This is a genomic window from Sporofaciens sp. JLR.KK001 (assembly GCF_036941055.1).
Taxonomy (GTDB): domain Bacteria; phylum Bacillota; class Clostridia; order Lachnospirales; family Lachnospiraceae; genus Sporofaciens.
Genome location: NZ_JAYMNO010000001.1, coordinates 1,782,551 through 1,801,811, shown reverse-complemented (window position 1 = coordinate 1,801,811; position 19,261 = coordinate 1,782,551). Strand labels below are relative to the sequence as shown.

Here is a 19,261-nt window from a genome sequence, read left to right as displayed (position 1 = left end):
AGCGTAAGCTTCCGTCTGCTGCAATCTTTTTACAATCCTGATAAAGTTCTCATTACCAGATCTACATCCTTGTTCTCAAGCTCCTGAATGATATGCAGATACGTCTTCTGCGTTGTAGTCATACTTGCATGGCCTAATCTGCGGGCAACGCTCGCGATAGATACTCCCGCAAACAGCAGCAAGGAAGCGTGTGTATGGCGGAGTCCGTGAATGGAAATCACAGAAATCCCGCACGCCTGACAATGCCTTGCAAGAACATTATTTACCGTAGAATTATATATCTTTGATTCACCGACAAAAATCGGCTTATCCTCCGGCAATCCTTTCACCAACTCAGAAAACTTGACCACAATCTGCCAGTCAATCTGGATCTTTCTTACCGACGAATGATTCTTCGTCGGCATAAATCCCCCTTCACCTTTATAATCCCAAGTCTTACTAATCGACAATGTCTGCCTTGAGAAATCAAAATCCGCCGGAGTGATCGCAAGCGCCTCAGAAAAACGCATACCCGTCTTCGCAACTAAGAGAATAAACCAGTCCCAATTCGGTTCATCCTTAATATCAAGCCCGGCAATCAGCATATGCAGTTCAAACTGATTCAAGTATTTTATCTTCTTAATTCCTGGCGTCTTCCCCTTAATAATCGCCTTTCTTGTAGGATCTCTCTCAATCAGGCCTTCATCAACAGCATCAAGTACCGCGCCTTTTAATTGATGATGAAAATCAAGTGTTGTCTGTCTCTCATGATACTGCGCATAATCATTCAAAAGCTGTTGATACATCGTTCTTGTTAATTCCGAAATCTTTAAGTCTGGCGCAAGCTTTTCTACCCATTTCTGCGTCATCAAATATTTTGACATTGTTGCTTCTCTTATCGCACCCCTCTTATAAACATCTACCCATTGTCTATAGTATTCAAAAAAGAGTGATGACTTGTTCATTTCTCTTAGCATAAGCCGCCTCCATTTCTTGAAATTGCTTACGCTGATATATACAAAGAAAATCACTCAACAACATCATCTATTACTTAATGATTCATAAGCGGCTTGATCTCTTCATCTAAAGTTTTCTTCAATTCCTCTATCACTTGGGTATAATACTTAAACTTAGGCACGGCTTTTTCCTGCACCGCCTTATAGCTTGTATAATCAATCGTTGCCTTAATGGCGCTCTCGTTCGGAATGACGCCGTCTCTGTAATGTGTTGCGGCATACATCACGTCATCTTTGGACGCATACCATGTGATACAGAAATCTGTGATCACCTGGTCAATACAGTCATGTTTCATATTTTCAACAATATTGAGAATGGACTGGCCCTTGTATTTCTTCTCATCCAACTCGATCTCATAGATCAAATTAGACATAAGGTCCGCGACCTTTGGATTTTCCTTATGGAGCTCGTCTACATACTGTTTTACTTCATCCATTTTTTTCTGTCTTTCTTCTGGGGTGATATCCTCTGCCTCCTCATCTGGCGTGACAATATTCTGGATCAGATTGATAATATATTCATAATCAATCTTCGTGTTGCTGTATGCCAGCAGTTCATAATCCTGATCAACTTCTTCCATATCCAGGCTATCACCCTCTAAATCCGCTCTCTCTTCCCTTATCTCTTCTAATACATTCTGATAATGCCCCGCGTAATCGATATATTCTTCTTCAGTAATCCCGTATTCCGAAAGTTCTATATCATCATAATTGGTAAACGATTTCAACTGGGCAAATAATTTGTCAAAGCTTTGAAAGATCTTGGCAAAAATCTTCTTCTCCTTCAAGGACATACCCGGAACCTCTGAAGGCGTCTGTGCAGAAACCCGAAGGGCTGCAAGGGCTTTCCGAAATGCCGGCTCAATCTCATCCCATTCCGCTAACAGCGACTCCTTCGTACCGCCTGCAGAATATAATTTCACCGCATTATCCACACATTTCTTGAACAAAACAGGCGCCTGGAAGGTGACAATCTGCCCATAAACCTTTTGCGTATCGTAAATACGATTCGTTCTCGAAAAGGCCTGAATCAGATCGTGCGGTCCCATAGGCTGCCGGTCAATAAAGATCGTCGACATACACGGAGCGTCAAAGCCCGTCAGCAGACGGTCTACAACAATTACCAGATCAAGCTGCTTGCTCCTTCTTTTGAATTGCGGCGCTTTTCTGGCAAGCCTTTCATTCAAATTCATATTATATGACTGAATTTGAGAGAGATCAAATTTTGTACCGAACATATGATTGTAATCATCCAGCGAACGCTGCATCTTCTGCTGATTCACATGTGATCCTTCTTCATTCTCCGATACCGAATATGTAATGGCGAATTTAGGAAAATCCGGAAGAACCTGCTTCATCTTCTCATCAATCATAAGAGAGGTCTCTCCGTTCTTTACACGTGTCAGTAAGTCATAATATCTCTGTGCCAACGGGATAGAACTTGTTGTAAGCAATGCCTCATAAGTCTTGCCCTTCCCATTCTGAAATCCCAATTTGTGATAGGATTTATTCAAAATGACCTCCAGGACTTTCAGCATATGTGATTCATTGTCATACACACTTTTGTCTGTTTCATCTGTTACATTCTTAGGTCCGTTATGCTCTACCTGAAATCCAAGTACAGCCCTATCATGTATGGCGTTCTGTATGGTGTATCTATGCAGTACTTTTCCGTATAACTCTTCCGTAGTACGCGGCAAATCCCCCAACTGAGGATAGGAATTCTCGGCAAATCTTGGAGTTCCTGTAAATCCAAACCACAGTGACCTGCCAAAGAATCTCTCTAACTCCCTCTTCGTACCCGGAGTGACCGCCCGGTGGCACTCATCCACAACAAATGCAATCCTTAAATTCTTTATCTTGCTGTACTCCGGAGTATCTTCTTTTAATCTCTTCGTAATCAGCCTGTGAAGCTTTTGAATCGTAGTTACAATCATCTGTCTGTCTTCTGATTTCAGCTTTTTCTTCAAGTCATTCACATTCTCCGTCTGATCCACATCGATCAGATCATTATTCGCATATGTCTGGAATGCCGATGTAGTCTGTTCATCCAGATCCTTTCTGTCGATTAGGAAGATTGCTTTGTCCAAAGCAGGGATGTCCATCAGCAGATTCCTTGTCGCTTTGTACGAGGTCAACGTCTTCCCGGAACCAGTCGTATGCCAGACAAATCCGGATCTTCCGGTTCTTGATGCTTCTCTTATAGATTCTATGGCATGGATCTGATAGGGGCGCAGCAAGATCAATCGCTTCGCCTTCTCATCTAATACGGTATATCTCGCAATCATCTCATGTGCCTCCGGGATCCGCAGCACACTTTTGGCAAAATCAATATAATCCGTCACCGGATTATTGTCCTTATCCAGCCATCCGCTTAAGAATTTGGAATTCAATTCCGTATCACCTGCAGCAGAAAAGTATTTGGTATCCACGCCGTTGCTTACAACAAACATCTGAACGGCAGAGAATATTCCGGTAAATTTCCCTTCGCCGATATATTTCTTGATCTGATTAAAACCTTCTATATAAGAGTGCTGCTTGTTCTTCAACTCTATATGGATCATGGGCAGTCCATTGATCAGAAGGGTAACGTCGAATCTTCGATCCCTTGCCGGGGCTTTGCTGTCCTCTGCGGTCTCCAGGGCATTGTATTGATTGATCACTTCATAGACACTGCTGCCGCCTGCAATGTGTTCATGGTTCATTACTACAAGATGCAAACGCTTAGTACTTCTCTGGACGTGCACCTGAACCTTCCCATTCTCTCCAACCAGCCATTCGCCAGCCTTATAAAAAGAAGAGAACTGTAGTTGGTTCTTCACCTGCTCAAACTCTTTGTCTGAGAGCGGCTCTCCGTTCAGCCTGTCCTTGTTATTCTGTTCCAGAATGTACCGAAAGTTTACCCAAAGATCTGATTCTGTCTTCAGGTCTTTCCGGTATGTCCACTGGGACTCCCCGTAAACCAACTGTTCGATCAATTTATTCTCTAACATTGACTCTAATTCTGGCATTTTATCTTCTCCTTGTTTTTATAGTTCGGATTTCATAGTATTTTTTGTGTAAATATACTTACGCTTTGGTGAAGGGTGATGAGGTGGTCGAGATTTGTGAAATAGATTCCGATTTTTTCTTGTTCTGGTACTTCTGGATATGGAATATCTAATTCACGAATTTTCTTTAAAGACACAAATTTCTGAGTTCCTCCGTCCATTCCAGTAGATAATTGATTGGTCACATATCCTGTTTGGAGAGCTTGATATAAAAATTGGTAATCAACATCTCCTGTATACTTTATGAGAGCCACATTTTTTATTGCAAAATCAGGCTTTTCACGGATTAAAGCTAGATTTCCAATCGTCCCAATCATACCCATAAGAATGTCATGCATATCAACTTTTGACCGCTTATTTATTTCCTCATAATCTTCGTCAGTAACATATTGAACATCATCATAATTAATACATCCATTGCTTACATTCTTAGAAGTGATAAACGGATGACCTTCTTGCACATACTTTGGTGAATCATGCGTACCATCTCTAACATCAGCTATGTCATTCAACTTACGCTGTTCCCAATCATCTGTATACCCTTTAAATCTAACCCTTGGTTTATTCATATCAATCCTTCTCTCCCATTTCTATAATCTCTTTTAGCCTCCATATTCTCCACACTTCTTCCTTCCGTCCCCTGATATTGAATATGAATTATCCATCAATACCACCTTCCAAAAGTTGCGACACGTCGCAGCCTTTAACGAAGTCAACATATTTCCAGATTATAGACTGCAACCTTGCTTATACAATTACAAATATTTTAACCATCATGTGATCATAAACTCCAAACTTTACTCACAGCGATTCCCCTCAATCATCCCAACAAGCTCATTTAACGAAGACATAATTGTCTCATCCGAAGAAGTCAGGTCCTTAAGAAGTGATACAAACTCTCCCTGAACCTGTCCTATTTCTTCATCTGTCTTCTTCATCTCATCCAGAAGTGCATTCAGATTCACTTCTTCTTCCTTCTCGAAGTTATCCACATACCTTGGGATATTAAGATTGAAGTCGTTCTTCTCTATATCTTCAAAATCAGCAAGATACGACTCTTTCTCTACCGTCTCCCTCTTACCATATAGTTCAATGACCGAATCAATATGTTCATCCGTCATGGCATTCTGCTTCTTCCCCTTGTCAAACTTCCGGGAAGCATCTATGAACAATACGTCTCTTCCTTCCCTATGCTTCTTCAAGACCACAATGCAGGTAGGAATAGATGTGTTATAGAACAAATTCGCTGGCAGACCGATCACCGCGTAAATGTTCCCTGCCCGAAGTAATTTTTCTCTTATCTTCCCTTCTGCCGCCCCTCTGAACAGAACACCATGAGGTAATACGATCGCCATAGTTCCGTTATTTTTCAAATGATACAACCCGTGCAGCAAGAATGCGTAATCTGCCTTTGATTTGGACGCTAATACTCCATAATCACTGAATCTCTCATCCTGTAAAAATCCAACCGACGCGCTCCATTTTGCCGAATACGGAGGATTCATCAGAACCATATCGAAATTCGTCTCTTCTCCTGTCGGCCAGTCTCCATCCAGAGTATCCCCATTATGGAGAATTTGATTCTCTGGAACAATTCCATGTAAGAACATGTTCATTCTTGCAAGATTGTATGTAGACGTCATCAATTCCTGTCCATAGTACTTAATATACCCTGGCTGTGCGGCATATTTCTTTGCGTTCAGAAGAAGAGAGCCGGACCCCATACACGGATCATATACCGATAATCCCCGCTTCGTTTCCTGACCGGCGATAGCTATCTTCGTTAAAATCTTAGATACCGCCTGCGGTGTATAGAATTCTCCAGCTTTCTTCCCAGTCTCAGAGGCAAACTGACCGATCAGATACTCATATGCATTTCCCAACACATCGGAATCTGAATTCAGCAGATCTGCCTTGTCAATCTCTTTGATCAGGCTTGAGATCGTATCACTTTGCTTCTGATCCCCGGTTCCCAGACGATTCGAGTACAGATCGATATCTGTAAATAAGTCTGCAAAGAGCGGATCACTCTGTTCGATATTATTGAATGCCTTTTGCAATTGTTCACGGTTGAATGCATTATTCCTTGCTGCATCCGCGAAACATGTATAAGTTAGCTGGGGTTCGATCACATAATGGCATTCTGACTTGATCTGTTCTTTTAGCTCCTCCGCACTCTCGTCTTCCAGTGCTTCCTTATAGGCTTCTAACGCGCTTCTTAGAGATTCCGGCTTTTCATCATAGATCAGGTCATAGGCCTTGATCAAAAAAGAATCCGATAAGTACTTGTAGAACACGATCCCTAACAGATAATCCTTATACTCATTTGCATCCATTTTTGAGCGAAGTATATCTGCGCCGCTCCACAATACACTGATCAGCTCTTTGCTGTTTTCTGATTCTGCCATCTTACTTTTCCTCCGTGATCTTTTTTATCTTATCAGTATTTACTGCTCAACTCTTTCTTCATTTTATCATCTGTATGCTCCCTTTACAATAAATTATCAACTTTTCATAGAATAGACAGATTCCACTATCGCTAAAATGATAGTAATTCACTTCAAATTCATTGATTTATTATCACGAATTTTGCTTTCTCCATGCAGAAATTATCAGTTATTTTCAAAATTGCTATATTTTTTTCTGATTTCCTCTTGACATTTTCACTTTTATGCGATATCATAATACTAACAAAAGAAAAGGAGGACAGACCACCAAAAACTTAAATCTATAAATCAAAGAAAATATAAGAAAAGCGAGGTATCGTCCAATGGACACAGAGTTTAAGTAATCCACTGTACCGAAGAGAAGATTCGTACAGTGGATTTTACTTTGCATTTTTACATGATCTGTCAATCCAGTTTTTCTATTTTACATCTGTGTTTCTTATTTTTCCTGTCATATACAATTCTCTCCCCAAAACAAAAAATTCTAAAAAATCCGCACATTTTCCCCTCATTATCCGTTATACACTATAGGACGAAGCCCTCCCGCCCGCAAGGCTTGTATTGTGGGATGCCCTTGGGTATACTTTATAGGACAACAAGATGAACCTGCCGCAAAGGAGTACGCCTGCCGTGTTTATAGACTTAGAAGAACAGTATGACAAGATCTACCGCTACTGCTATTACAAACTGCATCACCGTGAAAAGGCCGAAGATATCACCCAGGAGGCTTTCCTGCGCTTTCTCGAAAATGAACATTATCAGGATACCGGGAAAGGCCTGCAATATCTGTACACGATCGCGCGCAACCTGTGTATTGACGAATTCCGCAGAAAACCCTTGGAAGAGCTGCCCCCGGATCTCCCGGAATCAACGGAAAACAAATTGGAGAATCAACTGTTAGATAGCATCTGCCTGAAAAATGCTCTTACCAGGCTGCCTGAAGAAGACCAGGAGATCCTGCTTCTCAAATATGTGAACGAAGTTCCCGCAGCCACGATCTGCCAGATCTATAACATCTCACGTTTCACACTTTACCGCCGGACAACGAAATCGCTGTCTCAGTTAAAAGAAGCTCTGTAGGAGGATAAATCATGAAATCATATCACAGATACCGAACTACACATACCGCAAAGCAGAATACCATTCGGCTCTTGCAAGAAGCCTGCGAAGCTCCCCCGCCGCTTCGCAGAGACTCATTTATACAAGCTCTGCCTAATCGCAAGATCAGCACTCTTGCCTTCCTGCGATTTCAGGTCGGCTATATCCCCAAATGGATCTGGGGGATGTCTGCCGTAATATTTGTTCTGGCGCTTGCAGCCGCCTGTCTGCTAGAACAGGATATTCTGCAGATACTATCCGCAGTCATTCCTTTCGTTGCCATAGCTTCCGGAATCGAAAGCGGCAGATCCCATATTTACGCCATGGCAGAATTGGAGATGTCGTCCCGATTCTCTCTTAAAAGCGTGATCCTCGCACGCATGGGAATCCTTGGACTCTCTCATCTGCTCCTGCTTGCCGCCCTGATCCCGTTGGGAACTCTCCATAATACGGCAGGCTTCCTGCAGACGGGCGTATATCTCCTGACACCTTATCTCGCAGCCACGCTGACAGGACTATGGATCAGCCGGAAAATACGCGGGAAGGAAGCCGGATATGCCTATCTGGGAACGGCGGTCTTCATCAGCGGATTCCTTATGTATATTCAGGCAGCGCTTCCGGACTGCTATCAGACGAGACATTTCCACCGATGGGGGATTCTCCTGGTCCTGCTGGCAGGAGCCGTAATATATGAATTTACCAAGATCATCCAGGAAACGGAGGAATTAGAATGGAACTTATCGTAGACAGAATATCAAAGCAATACCAGAACAAGATCGCGGTCGACCGCATTTCCCTGACATTCACCAAGGGAATCTATGGACTGCTTGGAGCGAACGGTGCAGGAAAGACGACTTTCATGCGGATGATCTGCGGCGTCCTGAGATCCGACAGCGGAACTATCACAATGGATGGAATGGACGTCACTACCGAGGAATACCGCTCATGGCTTGGGTATCTCCCGCAGGATTTCGGCTATTACCCGGAATTCACAGGTATGGACTTCCTGCTCTATATGGCGGTTTTAAAGGGAATGACAAAGCCCCAGGCCAGGAGGCGGGCCGAAGAATTATTGGAGCTTGTGGCTCTGACCGAAACTGCCCGTAAGAAGATCAAGACCTATTCCGGCGGAATGAAACAACGGCTTGGAATCGCCCAGGCGCTCCTTAACCGCCCCCGGCTCCTCGTCCTGGATAACCCACCGCGGGCCTGGATCCCAAGGAACGGGCGTCCGAAACACTGTCATATCATTCTGGAATGTGGAAGGATCGATCACACACCGCCCATTCCCAAGCATCGTTAAGACTGCTTCCTTCAGTCCGTCAAAGTTCAGATCTATATATACCTTCAATGCTTCATAAGTCTCCGTACCTGTCCAGTAACTCTGAATTTCATTCCACGTCAGAGCATCTGCCACAGATTTAGGATTATAGATATGGAGCTTTCCCACACGGTATCCATCATACCATTTCTCCAACTCCGCATAATCCGCCCCTTTAAAAAGCCCCCGCATAAAATCCAGATACTCCTTCTGTATTTCTTTACATTTTTTCGCAATTCGAAATACACAGTCCCATTCATCTATAATAAAGACAAATCCCTTCCCCGACTGAATAAAGATCTGGTCAAGAGCAGTTTTTAATCCAATGTTAACAACTTAATCAAAGCAACCACAATATATAGTGTTTGTCATTCTAAAATTTATATCATCTTTTCATCGGCACAGGATTTTTCTGTGTCTTCTTTGTAGCTCCTCCTAATGAACAAGTGCAAAATATTGCACAAAAATTTTTTTGAATTTTCGGCACATTTATTCTTGACAAAATAACCAAGATTTGCGGCGCAGCCCCTGATTATAGTACATTTTGAAAGGAGCTGCTTCTTATGAAACTAACACAGATTCTTGCCGATATTATCTGCGATACTTTGCTTGACCCAAATGCCCTAGACAGGGCGCGCAGACAAAAAGGTGCTTTTACCCGTAACTGCCGAAAACTTCCTTACTGGACCTTAGTCAAACTTTTACTTAGCAATGTTAAAAAGACAATCTCCGCGTCCCTGGATAGTTTTTTCCATGAACTCAAACTGAAATCGGGAGCACCTTCTGTCAGCTGCTCACAGCAGGCTTTCAGCAAAGCGCGTTCTAAAATTAATCATTCCATTTTCAAAGAAGCTTTTGAGCGTACACTGGATTTCCTCTGCAGTCAGGATTCCTTTGCTTTCCATACACGGTTCTTGGGTGTCTGGGGACGGCAGATCATAGCTATTGACGGCTCTAAAATCCCACTGCCCAACCGGAAAGCCCTCCTTGATAAATACGGCAGCATAGGGAGAGGTGCCAGCTCTCCCACTGCCATTGCCAGTGTTGCTTTTGACGTTCTCAATGACCGCGTCCTTGATGCCCAGTTCGAACCAATCCATCTGGATGAGCGTACACTTGCCATGAGACATATGGACAATATCAAAAACAAAGCACGGGCAAGCTTATTATACACCATGTTCGTCTTCGACAGGGGATATGCTTCAAAAGAATTGATCGCTTATATCGAAGACACGATCCATGCCGGGTATCTCTTCCGGCTCAGATCTAAGTTTAACAATACAATCGATGCAATTCCCGCACCGACAGACCAGTATGGGACTACCGACCACATTCTCGTTTTGGATGACAGGAAAGTCCGCGTCCTAAAGTTCTATCTTCCAAGCGGGACACTGGAAACACTGATCACAAATGACTTTGGCCTAGTTAAAGATCTGTTCCGTCAGTGCTACTTTCTTATATGGCCGGTGGAAGAAGATTACAAGCTGATCAAGGAAAAAATAGGACTTACGAACTTTCGTGGTTATTCCGAGAACTCGGTCCTTCAGGAATTCTGGATATCCATACTGCTCGCGAACCTCACCCTTGCAATCAAGAGGGAAACGGACGGAATCATCGACCATACCATTAACCAGAAAAACAATAAGCACAGATACATGACAAATATGAATGAACTCGTTGGATGCCTGAGCCGTCACCTGCCGGAATATATGGATTCTGAGACGCTTACCGAAAAATTCACCGTGATTCAGGGCATATTTCGCTTTGCCATATCACATCGGGTACGGGATAAAAAAGGTTGTGGGGAGTCAAATCCACGAGACATTCCCAGAAAGGTAAAGCATCATTACAATAACAAGGCAACACACTAACTATCATTTCTGAAAGGTGGTGATGTCCTACATTTCTATGATACATGACGTCAGAGAAATATTTTTAAAATTTGCTTACAGCACCAAGGGGGAAGTCTGCCCTTTTTTCTTTCATCAAATATACTATTTGTTATATTCCGGTTAATTTAATGCTGTATTTTCGCTACTGATACCATACCACTACTAAGTTGTTAACATTGGTTTTTAATCTGCTGTCCAGACCAAAGCCTTCATAGTCTGAAAACTCTTTCATCAATTCCGATACTACGCTTTTCCCTATATCACTAATAAATGAATCAAGCTCTCTTTCTGATTCTATGAAGCGCTGCACATCAATTCTGATTACATAATGTTGATTCAGGTGCATCGGAAAACTCTTTTCCTTCGCAATCTTTAATCCTGCGAAAAGCTCTGCCGAATCGCAGCCGCAGCTATAATAAGCCGCCAGCATATTCGCCGCCATCGATTTGCCAAAACGGCGCGGACAGCTGACATATATGAACTTTCTCTCCGTACTGTATACTGCATTCACCTTTGAAATCAGCATACTTTTATCAATATATATGCTGGAAAAACTAGTACATCATTGCATTAATCTTGAAGTAATAGTGCTTGATATTCGTGTCAGCTGTGCGTCTACGAACCGACGGTGTAGCGGGCTACATCTAGGTTCGAAGGCGTGCAGATGGCAAGGATAGCAAGTGCTTATTACTCGAAAATTAATGCAATGATGTACTAGAGTCCCGAAATGGAGTATTCCCCGGATTTACATAAATCCCCATACTTATTCAGCTCCTTTCAATCTTTCGCTGATTTTATTTTATCACCGGGTCTATCCTCAGGCAAGCAAATTCCCGTCTTATCCCAAAAAGCAAACAAGCAAGACTCCCACACCACCGGAAACCTTGCTGACAGTATTAAATATTATATATTCCCAAAATTATACTCCCACTTTCTTCAAATATTTTAGCTTCTTCCAACGCTCCTATCCGAATCAGCATCTTTACAGTATCTTTCACTCCTGCCATATAAGAAATATCCGCATATCTGCTCCGCGCCGTCTCCATACAGGCCACGTAATCATTCACCAACAATCTCTGGCGTCTTGTCAGATCCAATTCAATGTATCTTTGCTCCAGTTCTCTCTCGTCTTCATGGTCTCCCTGATAAATTATGTCTGACATGCAAAGTTCTTGCCGGCTCTTATCCATGAATTGTCCCATACCCATGTCCATCATTTTTTTCAAAATTCGCTCCATGTGTCTTCCTCCTTTGATATTATGATGTGTAAGAAATTTAATCAGACTTTCAGAACTTCCATTTCTATATTAAAATCACGCCAAACAGCTGTCAATTAAAATTGTTCATCAAATATCGTCATCTTTCGACAAAATCAAAGCCCCCGCGGGAATATAAAACCCCGGAAATATTTATAAGAAATATTCCCGGGATAATCCATAAGATCCTGTCTTTACTATATACTGATATTCCTGCGCTTCTTAGCACGCAGCGCCTTCCTCCTGCGTTCCGCTCTCACATGCATGTAATACAGATACATCACTACCAGGATACCTGCCGCGCACACGGAACACACCAGCCCCGCCGTCCACTCAATGGACAACACGCTGTTCTTCTCTATTGGAATCTCTTCGCCTTCCTGAGGCATAGAGACCGCCTTCTCTGGTTCTTCAAAGATGACCTCAATATTCTGGTCCTCTCTGATGTTCTGAAGAAGATATCCCCCTTCAAAATCCTGTCCGCCGCCGGACTCCATCAGATCCTTCCCATTCACCGTAAGGTGGGTAAGCTCATAACCCTCCCACGGCGTACAGTCGATCTGCACATCCTCTCCTCTTGAAACTCTCTGTCTCGTCATCTTCTTATCATTATAAGTTACATTGACATACAGATTGTACGGCACCTCTATCTGATAGAACCGAATCCGCTTCACACCGTCGGCCCCCTCGACATTGACTGCCGCAAGGAACACTCCCGGTTCTGTCTCACATATGGACTCCGGCTCGTCCATCACCACATTCTCCAATCGGAAGTCAATCTTCGGAGCCGCCACAAGCGCCCTCCTGGATATAGAATACACCTGAAGATAATCTCCGATCCCAATATTCAAAGTCAGCGGAAAATTCAGGATATAATCTCCCGACACTTCCAGATCCTGAAAATTATAACCCTTACCGGACTCCCCATACTCCCCCAGATCTTCTACAAGCCGGAAATTCTCATCCAGTATCTTGAAACTGTATCCGTCTTCCGCATTCGTCTGGATCATATACTGGTTCGTATCTTCCATATAACCGATCCCCAGAAGATTATACTCGTCACTGACCTTAATGGTTCTCTTGTAAGCCAGTGTATCCGGATCCATCACATAGACACAGCCTCTGTTCTCCGGTATGGTATTCGTATATAACGCAACATATATCTCATGAGTATTCGGATTATAGGTCATCCCGTTCCCGTGTTCCCAGCATGTATCTGCAACCCGCTTCGCAAGCGAATAACGTTCTACCGGATTCCCGTGCTCATCCACATCGTTCTTATAATATGCGGAAACTATATCGCTGTCAGCCGGACTGTCCGATACATTATCGATCGTAATAATGTAATCCTCTGTCGCACATATGGACTGAACATCCCCCGCTGCCTGATCCTCATACTGAAGCTCCCAGTTCAGGTCATCAAACGCTCCGTCTCCTTGAATCTCTGCATGGCTCACACTCCCCGCGAGCATGAAGAGACAGAAGACCCCTAACAATCTTGCAATTATCTTCTCCCCCATGATTGTTCTATCTTCCCCCCTATTATTATAATCATCTACAATTGCTCCACCTTCCTGTCTATTATAATATAAGTTTGGGAAAATGTACACGATAATAATCAGTCAAATCCAAACTTTTCTCCTTCTTACTAAATCACCAATATTATTGTGCAAAAAAATAGCATTATTGTACAAATCGCTAAAAACCGTGATTTTACGCGCTTTTCAAGCCGTCATTTTGTATAATTATCTTTTTTAACATTCTTTTCGATATGTTCATATTGACGAAGCAAATACCACATGCTATACTTCAACTTAACAACACTACTCTGTAAGACGGAGTTCAATAAAAGGAGGTTTTTAAGTGATGAAAAAGTTTGCAGCATTATTTCTGACCGTTTCTATGGTTTGCGGATTAGCCGCATGCAGCAGCAACAGTGGCGGCGGCTCCTCAGACGGCGGGTCTGAGTCCAAGGATGAAGGGGGATCTGATGGAAAAGTTGCGATTAATGTTATCGCTGCCCAGTATGGTCAGAACACCAAGACATGGTGGGAGGATTTTGTCAAGGAATTTACGACAGAATATCCTGACATCGATCTGACAGTTGAAGTTGAATCCTGGAATGATATTTACACAGTAGTAAATACACGTATTTCCAACAACGATGCTCCCGACATTCTGAACATCGACGTATTTGCCAACTATCAGGCGGACGATCTTCTGCTTCCTGCCGAAGATTTTGTATCTAAGGAGACCTACGATAAGATGTATCCGGCATTCTTAGAACAGTCTAATGTAGACGGAACGATCTGGGCAATCCCGGATTTGGCTTCTGCCCGTGCAATGTACTACAATGCAGACATTTTAAAAGATGCTAACGTAGAAGTTCCTACCACATGGGATGAGCTGACCGCAGCCTGCGAGGCTATCAAGAAGCATGATTCCAAGATCTATCCATGGGGCATTGATATGACTACCGATGAAGGCCAGGCAGCATTTGCTTACTACACCTGGAACAACGGCGGCGGTTTCGTGGATGACGACGGCAACTGGACCCTCAATTCCGACGAGAATGTAGAAGCTATTGAGTATGCGATCGGCCTTGTAAACGACGGCTATACCAACAGCGATCCGGCCAATGACACCCGTTATGACCTTCAGGATATGTTCGGAGCAGGACAGGTTGCTATGATGATCGGACCTAACAGCATTCCTACATACATTGCTGACGGCGGATATTCCATCAATTATGAGGTGGCTCCGATTCCTACGAACGGCGGCAATGATTCTGTTTCCGCAGGCGTTATGGACCGTTTCATGTGCTTCGACAATGAATACTCTGATGCTGAGCTTGACGCGATCAAGACATTCTTCGATTTCTTCTATGAAGATGCCCGTTACTCCGAGTGGGTACTGATGGAAGGCTTCCTGCCTGCTACATCTACCGGCGGAGAGATCCTCGCAAAGGAAGATGAGAGTATGGCAAGCTGGGTTGATATCGTAGGAAGCTGTAACTTCTATCCTACAGCCAAGACTGAATGGGACGATGTAAAACAAGGCGTTATCAACGCAGAACAGCAGGCATTGCTTGGGGGTAATGTAAAAGAACTGTTAGATGAGCTTCAGGCTGAAATCGCAGAATAAGATCTTATAATGGGCCAGACTGTCATGGTCTGTCCCATTTTTTAATCTTAATACCCCGCAGCTCGCTGCGGGGTATTCAACTTTAATAAATTATCTAATAATTTTAAGGAGGTGTCTCTGTGAAGAATAAAACCTTTCGCAAGGCAGAACCTTATATCTGGATTCTGCCTAGTATCATCCTGATGGCGATCTTTATCCTGGTTCCGATCGTATTTGTCTTCAGGATGTCTCTAAGCGAAGTCAGCAAAGCAGGTATCATCCGAGGATTTTCCGGTTTTGCCAACTTCACCAAAGTAATGAACAGTTCCGCTTTCAAGCTGGTCTTACGCAACACGATCGTATGGACGGTTGCCGTAGTAGTATTATCCACCGTATTGGGCTTCATACTTGCCCTGATGCTGAACAATGAATTCCGCGGACGCAAGATTGCGCGGGCTATCATGGTTTTCCCATGGGCAACGACACTGGTTATACAAGCCAGCGCCTGGAAATTCATCATCGACACTGATTATGGTACGCTGAATACCCTGCTGCTTCGTCTGGGGATCATAGATAAGGCCATAAACTGGACCCCGACCGCGGGAGCATATTTCACATGGGAGATTGCCTGCGGTATCTTCGTAACGATTCCATTCGTTACGTTCTGCGTCCTTTCCGGTCTGCAGAGTATTGACACAAGCTATTATGAAGCGGCTACGGTAGACGGAGCCAGCTATTGGCAGCAGCTCTTCCAGATTACCATGCCTCTGGTAAGTTCGTCCCTGACGGTCAGCACAGTGTTGAACATCATCTATGTTTTCAACTCCTTCCCAATCATCTGGACGATCACCAAGGGCGATCCTGCTAACCATACAGATACCCTGGTTACATACCTCTACAAGCTGGCCTTCTACAATGGAAAACAAGGGCAGGCCGCGGCAGTTTCTGTTATCGGTTTCATGATCCTGCTGATATGCGCCAGTGTATACATGATCTATACCTTGCGGAAAGGAGATGATTGATTATGACTAAAAAACCTGGCTCTTTTAAGAAATTAATCTTACGGATCCTGCTCTATGCAGTGATCTTTGTGGTATGTATTATTACTCTGTATCCGTACTTTGCCATGTTCTGTACTGCATTAAAGAGCCGAGCAGAGATTTTCTCCATGGAAGGGACTATACTTCCGATCACGTCGCTATGGTCCAACTTCCTTGATATCTGGCATCGGGCGCCTATGGCCAATTACCTGTTCAATTCTCTTCTTATCGCCGGCGGCTCTACTATCATCGCCATGCTCTGCGGTATTCCTGCCGCTTATGCCCTGGCACGTATGAAGTTCAAGGGACAGACCATCTTCCTGGGATTCGTTATTGTATCCCAGATGTTCGCTCCGGTCGTCCTTCTGATCGGTATTTATAAGGTAATGTCTATTCTGAGCCTGACAGACAGTATCATCGGCCTTATCTTCATCAACGCAGCATTTAACCAAGCGTTTACGATCTGGCTGCTGCGCGGAACATTTATTGGGATCTCCGTAGAGATGGAACAGGCTGCGACCATCGACGGCTGCAACCGCATTCAGGGTATGACCAAGGTGCTGCTCCCGGTAGCTGCTCCTGGTATTGTAACTACTCTGATCTTCATCTTTATCAATGCATGGAATGAGTACACGGTTGCATTATGTCTGATCTCTACCAGCGAGCGTGAACCTCTGACGGTAGGTATCAACATCTTCAACGGCTACAATATGATCGAGTGGCAATATCTGTTCGCCGCATCGCTCTTCGCTATCATACCTGTAGTAATCCTATTCATGGGTATTGAGAAGAACCTGGTAAGCGGTCTCGCTTCCGGCGGTGTAAAGGGCTAAACACATAGGGGCTAAACACATAGGGCTGCCGTACTTTCGTACGGCAGCCCGCTCTCTTACCAGAGTTTCTTTCCCGCTGCTTCCTTGGTCGCGAATGGTCCCGGCACTGCTGCCACGCTTCTGTGTTCACCCAGATAATCCTCTGTAAATATGATCTCCGTTCCGTCCGGATCCTCGAATCTCTGCTCAGGCTCGAATGCATATCCAAGGATATCACTGTTAATGATACCCGTCTTGAACTCGTCCATCAGATCGTATACATTGGTCTTAAGGAAATATCCTCCATCCTGTTCAACCAATTCTACACTCACCTTGTCTTTATCATTTACCAGATTGGACGCCTCTTTCTTATATGCCTTCGCACCGTTAAAATAAGCATTTCCATTGATCCATACAGGCAGATGCCCGAAATGATACTTCATCAGCTTATGCATGTCTGCCGGCTTATCCATCTCAAAATTAGCGATCCACTCGTCATAGGTCGGATACTCATCGAAAACTTCTGTTCCGGCCACCTGATTATCAAAACCAAAATCCTTCGCTTCCTTCTCATCTGCCATCGGCTGATAATTCTGGATGAAGATATTGTTGTAGATACGATCGTCTCCATGGAGGATCGTGTTAAATCCTGCCACCTCTGTACGGTGACGGATATGATACGGTGTGTAACGAGGCTGTCTTCCTACTTCGTCGTCAGCATGGTCGGTTCCCGCGCCGACAGCGGTAAATGATCCGAGCATCAGGTTATGTACGCATGCCACACCTTCCGTTGCAATACGGACTGCCGCCCTTGAAAGCATGATATTGTTATCGATCAATGTCGGGCCGTGGCTTACCTCCACGAAGATGTCCTGGCTGCACATTGCGCCTTCTGCCATCGGTGTTCCTTCCGGTGAATGATTATCGTGGAGCAGGTTCTGGGAAATTCGCGTGCCCTGCGCCTCCCAATCAGTCCAAATACCCATGGTCGAATGATGAATATGGTTGCGCCGCATCACTACGTCAATGGCAGCGTGAAGCTTGATTCCTGAGATCTCCGCCCCGCCCAACTGCTGCATATTGTTGATATGATGGATATGGTTATCCTCGATCAGACTGAACACACATCCCATACGGCCGACGATACCGGTCTGTTCACAGTGGTGGATGTGGCAACGCCTTACAATATGGCTTCCTACCGTCTCCTTTGTCCAGCCGTGGTACTGACCGCGGCATACAGCGTCGCGCTCCATCTGTGTCGGACTTTTTACCTTCTTAATTGTAAAATAGTGATCGTTCTCCTCGTCATAATATTTACCGAGAGAGATTCCGCTGCACTTACTGTTGCTGATATCACAGTCCTCGATGATCCAACCCTTTGACCAATGAGGTCCGATCATTCCGTCCTGATAAGCGGCCGGCGGCGCCCACGTGGTAGCTGCTTTATTCACGGCAAATCCGCTGAACGTAATATAACCAATTCCTGTCTTCGACGGCATGAAGCAATTCCTTCTGACATTGATCTCTACCTTCTCCTCGTTGGGGTTCTTGCCCTGGAAATTCGCGTAGATCACTGTCTCACTGCCGTCCTGCTCGGTATACCACTTATACACGGACCACTCCGGTTCCCATGACGGCGCATATACCTCGCCCTTGATACATTCCTCTAAACTCTCTGTCTCATAGAGCTGACGGTCGTTCAGATATACAGCTCCCGTATGCCTTACCACCGGCGCGAAATACCAGTCGCCGCCTACAAACGTCGTATATGGATTATAACTTCCAAATACCCCGTTATCCACACGATAAACCCACACATTGTCCTGATATCTCTCCCATCCGACAGCCGGCTCCGCGCCCGTGATCTCTGCGCCCAGCGGCTCTTCACTTCGATAGGTAATGCGGGCATCCTCAGTACCTGCATATACCGGATCTACAGACTCCCGGTAGATTCCTGGTGCAACGATAACCTCATCCCCGGGTCTTGCCGTCTTTGCTGCATCATTGATGTGTCTGAAAGGTGTCTCTTTACTGCCGTTTCCCTGCTTAGGCGCGACGCAATTGACATAAATCTTCATTCTATGTACCTCCGATTTCAAATATTATCTGAAATCTATTCTAGCGCATTTTACAGTCTCATGTTTGTATTAAACTGGTTATATTTGCACTGAACTGGTACATAAAATTCTTAGTTCGGATGAACTCGTCTATACGTTGTCTATCGACG

The 19,261-nt window shown here is 44.2% G+C and carries 14 protein-coding genes and 1 pseudogene; 7 read left to right on the top strand and 8 right to left on the bottom strand.

Going from position 1 to position 19,261, the window contains the following annotated elements; genetic code table 11:
- Positions 1-29 precede the first annotated feature (29 nt).
- The 4 genes from VSQ62_RS09515 to VSQ62_RS09500 form a co-directional block, all read right to left on the bottom strand.
- Positions 30-956 carry a site-specific integrase gene (locus tag VSQ62_RS09515; protein WP_334634555.1) on the bottom strand — a complete coding sequence of 309 codons (927 nt, stop codon included), beginning with the start codon at positions 954-956 and terminating at the stop codon, positions 30-32.
- A gap of 74 nt (positions 957-1,030) precedes the next feature.
- Positions 1,031-4,006, bottom strand: coding sequence for a type I restriction endonuclease subunit R (locus tag VSQ62_RS09510; RefSeq protein WP_334634554.1), 2,976 nt, complete (start codon positions 4,004-4,006; stop codon positions 1,031-1,033).
- A gap of 32 nt (positions 4,007-4,038) precedes the next feature.
- Positions 4,039-4,614 (bottom strand): restriction endonuclease subunit S, encoded by a 576-nt coding sequence (locus tag VSQ62_RS09505; protein ID WP_334634553.1) that lies wholly within the window; start codon positions 4,612-4,614, stop codon positions 4,039-4,041.
- Between the two features lie 228 nt (positions 4,615-4,842).
- Positions 4,843-6,453 carry a type I restriction-modification system subunit M gene (locus tag VSQ62_RS09500; protein ID WP_334634551.1) on the bottom strand — a complete coding sequence of 537 codons (1,611 nt, stop codon included), beginning with the start codon at positions 6,451-6,453 and terminating at the stop codon, positions 4,843-4,845.
- Between the two features lie 669 nt (positions 6,454-7,122).
- Here VSQ62_RS09500 and VSQ62_RS09495 point away from each other — a divergent pair.
- The 4 genes and pseudogenes from VSQ62_RS09495 (at position 7,123) to VSQ62_RS09480 (ending at position 10,782) form a co-directional block, all read left to right on the top strand.
- Positions 7,123-7,572 (top strand): RNA polymerase sigma factor, encoded by a 450-nt coding sequence (locus tag VSQ62_RS09495; RefSeq protein ID WP_334634550.1) that lies wholly within the window; start codon positions 7,123-7,125, stop codon positions 7,570-7,572.
- A gap of 11 nt (positions 7,573-7,583) precedes the next feature.
- Positions 7,584-8,336 carry a hypothetical protein gene (locus VSQ62_RS09490; protein WP_334634549.1) on the top strand — a complete coding sequence of 251 codons (753 nt, stop codon included), beginning with the start codon at positions 7,584-7,586 and terminating at the stop codon, positions 8,334-8,336.
- A pseudogene (locus VSQ62_RS09485) lies at positions 8,321-8,817 on the top strand (ATP-binding cassette domain-containing protein); the annotation flags it as partial. The gene VSQ62_RS09490 and the pseudogene VSQ62_RS09485, both read left to right, overlap by 16 nt.
- A 657-nt stretch (positions 8,818-9,474) precedes the next feature.
- Positions 9,475-10,782, top strand: coding sequence for an IS4 family transposase (locus VSQ62_RS09480; protein ID WP_334634548.1), 1,308 nt, complete (start codon positions 9,475-9,477; stop codon positions 10,780-10,782).
- A gap of 163 nt (positions 10,783-10,945) precedes the next feature.
- On the opposite strand, the gene VSQ62_RS09475 is transcribed toward VSQ62_RS09480, so the two are convergent.
- From VSQ62_RS09475 to VSQ62_RS09465, 3 genes are all read right to left on the bottom strand, one after another.
- The gene (locus VSQ62_RS09475; protein WP_334637616.1) at positions 10,946-11,341 is read right to left on the bottom strand and encodes an AAA family ATPase; all 396 of its coding nucleotides are present in this window, start codon (positions 11,339-11,341) and stop codon (positions 10,946-10,948) included.
- Between the two features lie 358 nt (positions 11,342-11,699).
- Positions 11,700-12,041: a hypothetical protein gene (locus tag VSQ62_RS09470; protein ID WP_334634547.1), complete on the bottom strand. Its 342-nt coding sequence runs from the start codon at positions 12,039-12,041 to the stop codon at positions 11,700-11,702.
- Between the two features lie 215 nt (positions 12,042-12,256).
- Positions 12,257-13,579 (bottom strand): hypothetical protein, encoded by a 1,323-nt coding sequence (locus VSQ62_RS09465; RefSeq protein WP_334634545.1) that lies wholly within the window; start codon positions 13,577-13,579, stop codon positions 12,257-12,259.
- 346 nt (positions 13,580-13,925) lie between these two features.
- Between VSQ62_RS09465 and VSQ62_RS09460 the strand changes: the two genes are divergently transcribed.
- The 3 genes from VSQ62_RS09460 to VSQ62_RS09450 all read left to right on the top strand — a co-directional run bounded on the left by VSQ62_RS09460 (position 13,926) and on the right by VSQ62_RS09450 (position 17,055).
- Entirely contained in the window at positions 13,926-15,203 is a 1,278-nt protein-coding gene (locus VSQ62_RS09460) for an ABC transporter substrate-binding protein (RefSeq protein WP_334634543.1), read from the top strand.
- Positions 15,204-15,322: 119 nt separating this feature from the next.
- The gene (locus tag VSQ62_RS09455) at positions 15,323-16,204 is read left to right on the top strand and encodes a carbohydrate ABC transporter permease (protein WP_334634541.1); all 882 of its coding nucleotides are present in this window, start codon (positions 15,323-15,325) and stop codon (positions 16,202-16,204) included.
- 2 nt (positions 16,205-16,206) lie between these two features.
- Entirely contained in the window at positions 16,207-17,055 is an 849-nt protein-coding gene (locus tag VSQ62_RS09450) for a carbohydrate ABC transporter permease (protein ID WP_334634539.1), read from the top strand.
- 56 nt (positions 17,056-17,111) lie between these two features.
- Here the strand turns inward: VSQ62_RS09450 and VSQ62_RS09445 are convergent, their stop codons facing one another.
- Positions 17,112-19,112: a right-handed parallel beta-helix repeat-containing protein gene (locus VSQ62_RS09445; RefSeq protein WP_334634537.1), complete on the bottom strand. Its 2,001-nt coding sequence runs from the start codon at positions 19,110-19,112 to the stop codon at positions 17,112-17,114.
- Positions 19,113-19,261: the final 149 nt, after the last annotated feature.

Excerpts from the sequence above, each read along its gene's own strand:
- VSQ62_RS09515 (WP_334634555.1), bottom strand. The coding sequence starts at position 956 with ATGCTAAGAGAAATGAACAAGTCATCACTCTTTTTTGAATACTATAGA.
- VSQ62_RS09510 (WP_334634554.1), bottom strand. The coding sequence starts at position 4,006 with ATGCCAGAATTAGAGTCAATGTTAGAGAATAAATTGATCGAACAGTTG.
- VSQ62_RS09505 (WP_334634553.1), bottom strand. The coding sequence starts at position 4,614 with ATGAATAAACCAAGGGTTAGATTTAAAGGGTATACAGATGATTGGGAA.
- VSQ62_RS09500 (WP_334634551.1), bottom strand. The coding sequence starts at position 6,453 with ATGGCAGAATCAGAAAACAGCAAAGAGCTGATCAGTGTATTGTGGAGC.
- VSQ62_RS09490 (WP_334634549.1), top strand. The coding sequence starts at position 7,584 with ATGAAATCATATCACAGATACCGAACTACACATACCGCAAAGCAGAAT.
- VSQ62_RS09480 (WP_334634548.1), top strand. The coding sequence starts at position 9,475 with ATGAAACTAACACAGATTCTTGCCGATATTATCTGCGATACTTTGCTT.
- VSQ62_RS09470 (WP_334634547.1), bottom strand. The coding sequence starts at position 12,041 with ATGGAGCGAATTTTGAAAAAAATGATGGACATGGGTATGGGACAATTC.
- VSQ62_RS09465 (WP_334634545.1), bottom strand. The coding sequence starts at position 13,579 with ATGGGGGAGAAGATAATTGCAAGATTGTTAGGGGTCTTCTGTCTCTTC.
- VSQ62_RS09460 (WP_334634543.1), top strand. The coding sequence starts at position 13,926 with ATGAAAAAGTTTGCAGCATTATTTCTGACCGTTTCTATGGTTTGCGGA.
- VSQ62_RS09450 (WP_334634539.1), top strand. The coding sequence starts at position 16,207 with ATGACTAAAAAACCTGGCTCTTTTAAGAAATTAATCTTACGGATCCTG.
- VSQ62_RS09445 (WP_334634537.1), bottom strand. The coding sequence starts at position 19,112 with ATGAAGATTTATGTCAATTGCGTCGCGCCTAAGCAGGGAAACGGCAGT.